The organism is Trujillonella humicola, from assembly GCF_046233715.1.
Lineage (GTDB): Bacteria > Actinomycetota > Actinomycetes > Mycobacteriales > Geodermatophilaceae > Trujillonella > Trujillonella humicola.
The window spans coordinates 93,478-101,860 of record NZ_JBJNRJ010000007.1; the positions used below are offsets into that span (position 1 = coordinate 93,478).

Annotated in this window: 7 protein-coding genes; 2 read left to right on the top strand and 5 right to left on the bottom strand. The window is 76.8% G+C overall.

All coding sequences use genetic code 11. The features are described 5' to 3' along the window. Positions 1 to 91 precede the first annotated feature (91 nt). From ACK586_RS06040 to ACK586_RS06060, 5 genes are all read right to left on the bottom strand, one after another. Entirely contained in the window at positions 92 to 1,678 is a 1,587-nt protein-coding gene (locus ACK586_RS06040; RefSeq protein ID WP_409329552.1) for a glycoside hydrolase family 13 protein, read from the bottom strand. Positions 1,679 to 1,768: 90 nt separating this feature from the next. Next, complete coding sequence (locus tag ACK586_RS06045; RefSeq protein ID WP_409329553.1) at positions 1,769 to 2,251, bottom strand: globin; 483 nt, start codon at positions 2,249 to 2,251, stop codon at positions 1,769 to 1,771. Continuing rightward, a complete protein-coding gene (locus tag ACK586_RS06050; protein WP_409329554.1) occupies positions 2,248 to 3,534 on the bottom strand; it encodes an MFS transporter in 1,287 nt (428 codons plus the stop codon). Before ACK586_RS06050 ends, ACK586_RS06045 begins: the two co-directional genes overlap by 4 nt. Further along, positions 3,531 to 4,553, bottom strand: coding sequence for a mechanosensitive ion channel family protein (locus ACK586_RS06055; protein WP_409329555.1), 1,023 nt, complete (start codon positions 4,551 to 4,553; stop codon positions 3,531 to 3,533). The genes ACK586_RS06050 and ACK586_RS06055 overlap by 4 nt, the downstream gene beginning before the upstream one ends. A 33-nt stretch (positions 4,554 to 4,586) precedes the next feature. Beyond that, the gene (locus ACK586_RS06060; RefSeq protein WP_409329556.1) at positions 4,587 to 6,683 is read right to left on the bottom strand and encodes a prolyl oligopeptidase family serine peptidase; all 2,097 of its coding nucleotides are present in this window, start codon (positions 6,681 to 6,683) and stop codon (positions 4,587 to 4,589) included. A 217-nt stretch (positions 6,684 to 6,900) separates the two neighbouring features. Here ACK586_RS06060 and ACK586_RS06065 point away from each other — a divergent pair, with 217 nt between their 5' ends. Together ACK586_RS06065 and ACK586_RS06070 are read left to right on the top strand one after the other, a co-directional pair. Then, a complete protein-coding gene (locus tag ACK586_RS06065) occupies positions 6,901 to 7,428 on the top strand; it encodes an HNH endonuclease (RefSeq protein ID WP_409329557.1) in 528 nt (175 codons plus the stop codon). A 10-nt stretch (positions 7,429 to 7,438) separates the two neighbouring features. Beyond that, positions 7,439 to 8,305, top strand: coding sequence for an SCO6745 family protein (locus ACK586_RS06070; RefSeq protein WP_409329558.1), 867 nt, complete (start codon positions 7,439 to 7,441; stop codon positions 8,303 to 8,305). The last annotated feature ends 78 nt before the right edge of the window (positions 8,306 to 8,383 follow it).

Sequence of the window (8,383 nt, forward strand, 5' to 3'; positions counted from 1 at the left end):
CCCCCCCCCCCCCCCCCCCCCCCCCCCCCCCCCCCCCCCCCCCCCCCCCCCCCCCCCCCCCCCCCCCCCCCCCCCCCCCCCCACCAGGGGGTCAGGCGGTGAGCCAGACCGCCGCGTCGTCGGCGAGGACGCCGTCGGTGACGTCCGCGCTGGCGAGCAGCACCCGCCCCTCGGGGAGCGGCACCGGGCCGCCGGAGAGGTTGACCCAGCAGACCAGCCCACCCGGACGGCGGAAGGCCAGGCAGCCCTCCGGCGCCGGCAGCCACTCCAGGTCCTCTCCGCGCAGGGCCGGCGAGGTGGCCCGGAGCGCGAGCGCACGTCGGTACAGCGACAGCATCGACGCGTCGTCGTCCGCCTGCGCCTGCGCGGTGAGCGGGCCCCAGCCCTCCGGCATCGGCAGCCACGTCTCGCGGCCGGAGGAGAAGCCGTAGGAGGGCGCGGTGCCCGACCACGGGAGCGGGATGCGGCAGGCGTCGCGGCCGCGCTCGGTGTGCCCGGAGCGCTCCCAGATCGGGTCCTGCAGCGCCTCGTCGGGCAGGTCGACGTCGGGCAGGCCGAGCTCGTCGCCGTTGTACAGGTAGGCCGCGCCGGGCAGCGCGAGCTGCAGCAGGGCGGCGGCCCGGGCCCGGCGGGTGCCGATCGTGCCGTCGCCGTAACGGGTGACGTGCCGGGGCCGGTCGTGGTTGGACAGCACCCAGCAGGCCGGGGCCGGTGTGCCCTCGACGGTGGCCAGCGAGTGCACGACCGCCGTCCGCAGCGCCTCGGCGTCCCAGTCGGCCGTCAGCAGCTTGAAGTTGAACGCGAGCTGCAGCTCGTCGGGCCGCAGGTACTGCGCGAGCCGGTCGTCGTCGGAGACCCACACCTCGCCGACCGCCATCGTGCCGGGGTAGCCGTCGAGGACCCGGCGCACGCGGCGGTGCACCTCGTGCACGCCGTCGGAGTCGAACCGGTGGTCACCGGGGCCGTGGTCGGCCAGCAGGCCGGTGTCCTCCATCGGCACCATGTCCGGCAGGCCCTCGGGCTTGGCCATGCCGTGGGCGACGTCGATGCGGAAGCCGTCGACCCCGCGGTCGAGCCAGAAGCGCATCGTCTCCTCGAGGTCGGCGAGGACCTCGGGATTGGTGAAGTCCAGGTCCGGCTGCTCGGGCGCGAACAGGTGCAGGTACCACTGGCCGTCGGGCACCCGCGACCACGCCGGTCCGCCGAACACCGAGGGCCAGTTGTTGGGCGGCTCGGCGCCGTCGGCGCCCCGGCCGTCGCGGAACAGGTAGCGCGCCCGCTCCGGCGAGCCCGGGCCGGCGGCCAGCGCGGCCGTGAACCACTCGTGGGCGTGCGAGGTGTGGTTGGGCACCAGGTCGACGGTCACCCGGATGCCGGCGGCGTGCGCCTCGGCGAGCAGCGCGTCGAACTCTGCGAGGTCGCCGAAGACCGGCTCGACGTCGCGCGGGTCGGCGACGTCGTAGCCGTGGTCGTGCATCGGCGAGGGGTAGAACGGCGTGATCCACAGGGCGTCGAGGCCGAGCTCGACCAGGTGCGGGAGGCGGGCGCGGATGCCGGCCAGGTCGCCGACGCCGTCGCCGTTCCCGTCCGCGAAGCTGCGGATGTAGACCTGGTAGAAGACGGCGTCGCGCCACCAGTCGGGACCGTCGGTGCGGAAGGCGCGAGCGGGCGAGGTCATGCGACTCCTCAGAGGTGGCGCTCCGGCGGTCGGCGGCCCCGCCGCAGGGGCCCGCCGCGAGCTCGCGAGCGGTGGGGGGCGGCGGGGTCCTTACCGGTTCTGCATGCTGTGCGCGGCCATCTCCAGGTAGCCCCACAGCGTGGCGTCCTGCTCGGCGGTGAGCTCCAGCGAGTCGACCGCGTCGCGCATGTTGCGCAGCCAGGCGTCGCGCTCGGCCGGGCCGATCGCGAACGGGGCGTGCCGCATCCGCAGCCGCGGGTGGCCGCGCTGCTGCGAGTAGGTGGTCGGGCCGCCCCAGTACTGCTCGAGGAACATCCGCAGGCGGGTCTCGGCGCCCGCCCAGTCGTCCTGGGGGTAGAGCGGGGCCAGCACGGGGTCGGTGCGGACGCCGGCGTAGAACCGGGCGACCAGCCGGTCGAACGTCGGCGCGCCGCCCACCTCGTCGTAGAAGGCCCGCGCGGAGGGCAGGGTCCGGCCGGGCTCGGTCACGAGACCTCCTCGCTGGTGCTCGTCGGCCTCGTGCCGGACGGTGCTCTGCTCGTGCGTGGCCTCGCGCTCCGGCCACGTCCTCATCGTCTCGCAGGTTCGGGGGGCGTCGCCACGTCGCCCGCGCGCACGGCGGCCGCCAGCCGGGTCCAGGCGAGCAGCGGCGGCAGGACGGCGAGCACCCCGAGCCCGCCGATGAGCGCGACCACCACGCCGGGCGCCAGGCCCTCGGCGGCGAGGCCGGCGCCCAGGGCGCCGAGTCCCTGGACGCCGTAGAGGCCGCTGACCGCCACGCCGATGGCGCGCCCGCGGTAGGCCGGCGGCACCTCCTGCACGAACGTGACGTTGAGCGGGATCGTCCACGCGCCGCCGAGGCCGGCGAGGAACATGCAGGCCAGGACGGCGACGAGCGCGGCGCGGCCGGGCGGCGCCCACACGACCAGCAGCCCGGCCACGCCGACGGGCACCAGCGAGAGCAGCACGAGGGGCGGCACCAGCCGGTCGCGCCGGGCCGGGGGCACCAGCCGGACGAGCAGCAGCCCGCCGACGGTCACCCCCAGCGGGTTGACGGCCAGCAGCAGCCCGACCGCGGTGGCGCCGCCGCCCAGCTCGTCGACCAGCGGGGCGGCGATGCCCTCGGCCGCGTTGGCGAACATCACACCGACCCAGACCAGCACGACGATGGTCAGCAGCCGGGTGCTGCGCCTGATCAGCCGCAGCCCGTCGCCGGCGTCGCGCCAGACCGAGCGCCCGCCGCCGTCCGCGACCGGGGCCGGACGGCGCTGCAGGCGCGCGCTCAGCCACAGCGCGGAGACCCCGAAGGTGACCGCGTCCAGCAGCAGCACCCAGGAGGGGGTGAGCGTGGCCACCAGCGTGCCGGCCAGCGCGAAGCCGATGACCTGCGACACCTGGGAGCTGACGTTGGTCAGCGAGGTGGCCACCGCGTACCGGTCGCCGGTCAGCACGTCGGCCATGAGGGCGGAGCGGGCCGACTCGAAGGGCGGGGCGAACAGGGAGACCAGCAGCAGGAGCGCGAGGAGCACCGGCAGCGGTGTCCCGGGCACCGCCATCCCGGCGACGAGGACCCCGCGGGCGACGTCGCTGGCGATCAGCACCCGGTGGCGGGGGAAGCGGTCGGCCAGGGTGGCCAGGACGGGTCCGCCGACCAGCCAGGGCAGGTAGCTGATGGCGAAGGTGACCGCGGACAGCAGCGGGGAGGCGGTGCGCTGGTAGACCAGCACGGTGAGGGCCACGCGGGCCAGCTGGTCGCCGATCGTGGACAGCAGGAAGCTGCCGAACAGCGGCCAGAACTCGGCGACGGCGAAGACCTCGCGGAACGTCGCCTGCCGCTGCGGTGCGGGACCGGTCACGGCGCGGCCCGCGCCGTGGCGGACGCCGCCCCCAGGAGGGGGCTGGGGGTGCGGATGCCCTCGGCGGCGAACCGCTCGCTCAGCCGCAGCCGCAGCTCGCGGGCCACCCGCCACTGGTCGGCGTTGGTGGTGCGGACCTGCACCCGCATGACCACCCCGTGCGCGGTGATCTGCTCCACGCCCAGGGACTCGGGCTCGGCGAGCAGGACGGCGGCCCACTGGGGCTCGGCGTGCATCGCGTCGGCGGCCTCCTGCATGACCGCCTTGCAGGCGTCGAGGTCGGTGTCGTGGGCGACGGGCATGTCGATGACGACCTGGGCGAAGCCCTGGCTCTTGTTGCCCACCCGCAGCACCTCGCCGTTGCGCACGTACCAGACCACGCCGTTGACGTCCCGGACCCGGGTGATGCGCAGGCCCACCGCCTCGACCGTGCCGCTGGCCTCGCCCAGGTCGACGACGTCGCCGACGCCGTACTGGTCCTCCAGGATGATGCCGATCCCGGCGATGAAGTCCTTGACCAGGTTCTGCGCGCCGAAGCCCAGCGCCACGCCCAGCACGCCGGCGCTGGCGATGATCGGCGCCAGGTTCACGCCCAGCTCGCCGAGCACCAGGACGACGGCGATGCCGAACACCACGAAGGACGCGCAGCTGCGCAGCACGGACCCGATGGCCTCGGCCCGCTGGGTCCGGCGCTCGGCGATGGTCTCCAGGCCGTCGGGGTCCGCGGCGCGGGCGCGGTTGCGCCAGGGCCGCAGGATGGTCGGCACCGCGCCGGTGGCGGTGCGGGCGGTGAGCCGCCGGATGCCCCGGTGCAGCAGCGCCCGGACGAGGGCGGCCAGGAGGACGACGAGCAGGATCCGCGCCGGCCGGGCGATCAGCGCGTCGGCGTTGGCCGCCAGCCAGTCGACGCCGGACAGGTCGTAGACGCGGGCGCACAGCGAGCCCACGTCATCGACGCAGGCCGGGACCTCGGACGTGCCGTCGGCGGCGGCCGCCACCACGGACAGTGAACCGCTCATCACCGTCAATACTCGCAGGCGGCCGCCCGTCCGTCAGCCAGCAGATGCGGCCCCGGCGAGTCCGTCGCGCAGCCCGGTGTGCTCGGCGAGGAATGCCAGCTGGTCGGCGGCCAGGCCCACCGTGCGGCTCACCGCGCGGGCGCCGTGGCCGACCGAGACCTCCCGGCGCAGCAGCACCGGCGCCTGCGCCGTCGTGGCGTGCTGCAGGGCGGCGGCCAGCTTGCGGGCGTGCAGCGGGTCGACCCGGGTGTCGCTCTCGAAGGTCGTGAACAGCACCGCCGGGTAGGCCGTGCCCGCGCGGACGTTGTGGTACGGCGAGTAGCCCAGCAGCCAGCCCAGCTCCACCGGGTCCTCCGCGGTGCCGTACTCGTCGTTCCAGGTGCGGCCGAGCCCGAAGCGCTCGTACCGGACCATGTCCAGCAGCGGCGCGCTGCAGACGACGGCCGCGGCCAGGTCCGGCCGCTGGGTGAGCGTCGCGCCGACCAGCAGCCCGCCGTTGGAGCCGCCGAAGACGCCCAGCTGCCGGTGCGTCGTCCACCCCTGGGCGACCAGGTGCTCGCCGGCGGCGGCGAAGTCGTCGAAGACGTTCTGCTTGCGCTCCCGCATGCCGGCGCGGTGCCAGTCCTCACCGTGCTCCGAGCCGCCGCGCAGGTTGGCCACCGCCCACACACCGCCGGCGGCGACCCACGACAGCGCCTGCGCCGAGTAGGCCGGGGTGAGCGAGACGTTGAAGCCGCCGTAGCCGTAGAGGACGGTCGGCCGCGGGGTGTCCGGGCGGCCCGCCCGCGACAGCACGAACAGGTGCACCGGGGTGCCGTCCCGCGACGTCGCGTGCGTCTCGACCACGGTCAGCGGCGGGACGTCACCGGCCACGGGCGCCCGCTCGTCGTCGGCCAGCTCCCGCGGCGCGGCGGCGTCCCAGCGCAGCACCGAGGGCGGGGTGGCGTAGTCGGTGTAGCCGACCCAGGCGGTGCTGCCGCCCTCGGGCGGCGAGCTGACGCCGGAGACGCTGCCCGGCGGGAGGGCGGTCACCTCGGCGAGGCGGCCGCCGCCGTCGGCGGCCCAGACGCTGAGCCGGTCGGTGGCGTCGACCGAGTGGACGGCGAGCACCTGCAGCGCGCCGTCCGGCCCGTCGACGAGGGCGACGTCGGACAGGACGCCGTCCTCGGCCTGGGCGACCACGTCCCGCCACGAGGCGACGTCCCAGGTGGCGGCGTCCCCGGGATCGGCGACCGCCAGCCGCCACCGCGGGGCGTCCCGGTCGCTGAGCAGCCACAGCCGGCCGTCGCGCGCGACCCATGCCGCGGTCTGCGCGTCGACGCCGACCTGGAGCGGGCGGAGCTCGCCGCCGGTGTCGAGATCGGCGAGCCAGACGTCGTCGCGGGGGGCGGTGCCGGCCGAGGCCGAGACGGTCAGCCAGCGGCCGTCGCGGCTGGTGCGCACGCCGTAGTAGTTGGTCGGGTCGAGCCCCTCACCGTGCACGAGGACGTCGGTGTCCGGGTCGGCGCCCACCCGGTGGCGCCAGACGCGGCGGTGGTACTGCTCCTCGCCGGCCGGCACCCGGTCGGGGGCCAGCCGGCGGACGTAGAACAGCTCCTCGCCACCGGGCAGCCAGGCGACGGGGGAGTAGCGGCAGCGGTCGACCGGCCCGTCGAGCTGCTCTCCGGTGGCGACGTCGAGCACGTACAGCCGCGACTCCTCGTCGCCGCCGGTGGAGAGCTGGTAGGCCAGCCGGTCGCCCTCCCAGGACGGCGACCAGGCGTCGAGGGTGGTCGTGCCCGCCGGGTCGACCGCCATGGGGTCGACCAGGACGCGCACCGTGCCGTCGGGCTCGCGGACCCGGAGGACGGCGTGCTCCTGGCCGGGGTCGCGGCGGGTGGAGAAGGCCCGGCCGGCCCGGTGCACCGGGACGCCGACGGCGCCGGCGTGCACCAGCTGCTCGAGCCGGGCGGCGAAGGCGCTGCGCATCGGCAGCGCGGCCAGCGCCCCGGCGGTCAGGACGTCCTGGGCGTCGGTCCACGCGCGGGTGCGGGGGTCCTCGACGTCCTCCAGCCAGCGGTAGGGGTCGGCGACGGGGGTGCCGTGCAGGTCCTCGACGAGGTCGAGCCGCGGGGCCTCGGGGTAGCGCACCCCATCCACCGTAGTGACCGGTCTCGCACCCGCGCGGGCATCGCACGAGCGCGAACGCGGCCTCCCGGGCCATGATGGGGCTGCCCGTGGGTCGTGCAGCACCCAGCGGCTCGTCCCGCGGCGCTGGAGGTGCCCCGTGCCGCGTGCCGTACACGGGTCGTCGACCGCGAGCCAGCCGGGCCCGCGCCGCGACCCGGTCCACTTACCGCTGACACCCGTGCCCGGCCGCGGGACGACCGCGGCCACCCTGCTGCTCAACGCCACCTACGAACCGTTGTGCGTGGTCTCCAGCCGGCGGGCCATCGTGCTCGTGCTCGCGGAGAAGGCCGTGTCGGTGGACGCCTCCGCCGACGTGGTGCACGCCGAGACCGTCGCGCTGCCCGTGCCGGTCGTGGTGCGGCTGACCCGCTACGTGCGGGTGCCCTACCCGGCGCAGGTGCCCCTGTCCCGGCGGGCGGTGTTCACCCGCGACGGCCAGACGTGCGTGTACTGCGGCGGGTCGGCCACGAGCATCGACCACGTCGTCCCCCGCAGCCGCGGCGGCACCCACACCTGGGACAACGTCGTGGCCGCCTGCCGCCGCTGCAACCACACCAAGGCCGACCGGTCGCTGGCCGAGCTGGGCTGGAAGCTGCCCAACCCGCCGCACACCCCCAGCGGCGCGGCCTGGCGGCTGCTCGGGCACCGTGCCGTGGACCCGCGCTGGCGGGAGTGGCTGGGCATGCCGGAGACCGTGAGCGCGTGAGGCCGGTCGGGTGACCTCGCCGGGGACCGCGCGGCGGCTGTGGGCGCTGGGCGAGCCGTTCCACGGGCTGACCTACTTCGCCGCGGAGGCGCGCGCGGCCGCGGAGGCCGCCGGGGTGCGCGGCTTCTGGTCGGGGTACTTCGCGATGCGGGCGGCGCCGCTGGGGCCGGTCGGGCCCGAGGTGGTGACGGCGACCTTCTTCGGCTTCGCGCCGGCGTTCGTGCGGCGGCGGGTGCCGGCGGTGTGGGACGCCGTGCCGCCGGCCGGTGCGCTGGGCGCCCGGCTGGCCGGCGTCGACGCCGCGGTCCGGCGGGTGCTGGGGGAGGGGTGGCCCGACTCGCCCGACGCCGCCGAGGCCGCGGAGCTGGCCGGTGCCGCGGCGGCGGCCGTCGACGTCCCGGGCCGCCCGCTCGCCGCCGCCAACGCCGGCCTGCCCGTCCCCGGCCGGCCGCACCTGGCGCTGTGGCAGGCGCTCACCACGCTGCGCGAGCACCGCGGCGACGGGCACAACGCCGCGCTGCTGCAGCGGGGCGTCTCGGGGCTGGCCGCGAACGTGCTCGCCGTGGCCGCCGGGCGCACCGACCGCGACTGGCTGCTGCGCGCCCGGGGGTGGACCGAGGCGGAGTGGGACGACGCCGCGGCCGCGCTGGCCGACCGCGGGTGGCTGGCCGGCGACGGCGGGCTCACCGCCGAGGGCCTGGCCGTGGTGACCGCGGTCGAGACCGACACCGACCGGCTCGCCCTCGGGCCGTGGCACTCGCTGGGGGACACGCGCTGCGACCGGCTCGCCGAGCTGCTCGTGCCGGTGCGCCGCGCCGTCGTCACCGCGGGGGACTGGCCGGCCGGCAACCCCATCGGCGCCCCCGACCCCACCTGACCGCCGAAGTGGGGCCGGGGGGGGGGGCGGGGGGCGGGGCCCGGGCCCCGCCGTGGGCCGGCTGGGGGGGGGGGGTGA

What these genes read in the sequence shown, in the direction of transcription:
- ACK586_RS06055 (WP_409329555.1), bottom strand. Translation starts at nt 4,553, where the DNA reads ATGAGCGGTTCACTGTCCGTGGTGGCGGCCGCCGCCGACGGCACGTCC.
- ACK586_RS06040 (WP_409329552.1), bottom strand. Translation starts at nt 1,678, where the DNA reads ATGACCTCGCCCGCTCGCGCCTTCCGCACCGACGGTCCCGACTGGTGG.
- ACK586_RS06045 (WP_409329553.1), bottom strand. Translation starts at nt 2,251, where the DNA reads ATGAGGACGTGGCCGGAGCGCGAGGCCACGCACGAGCAGAGCACCGTC.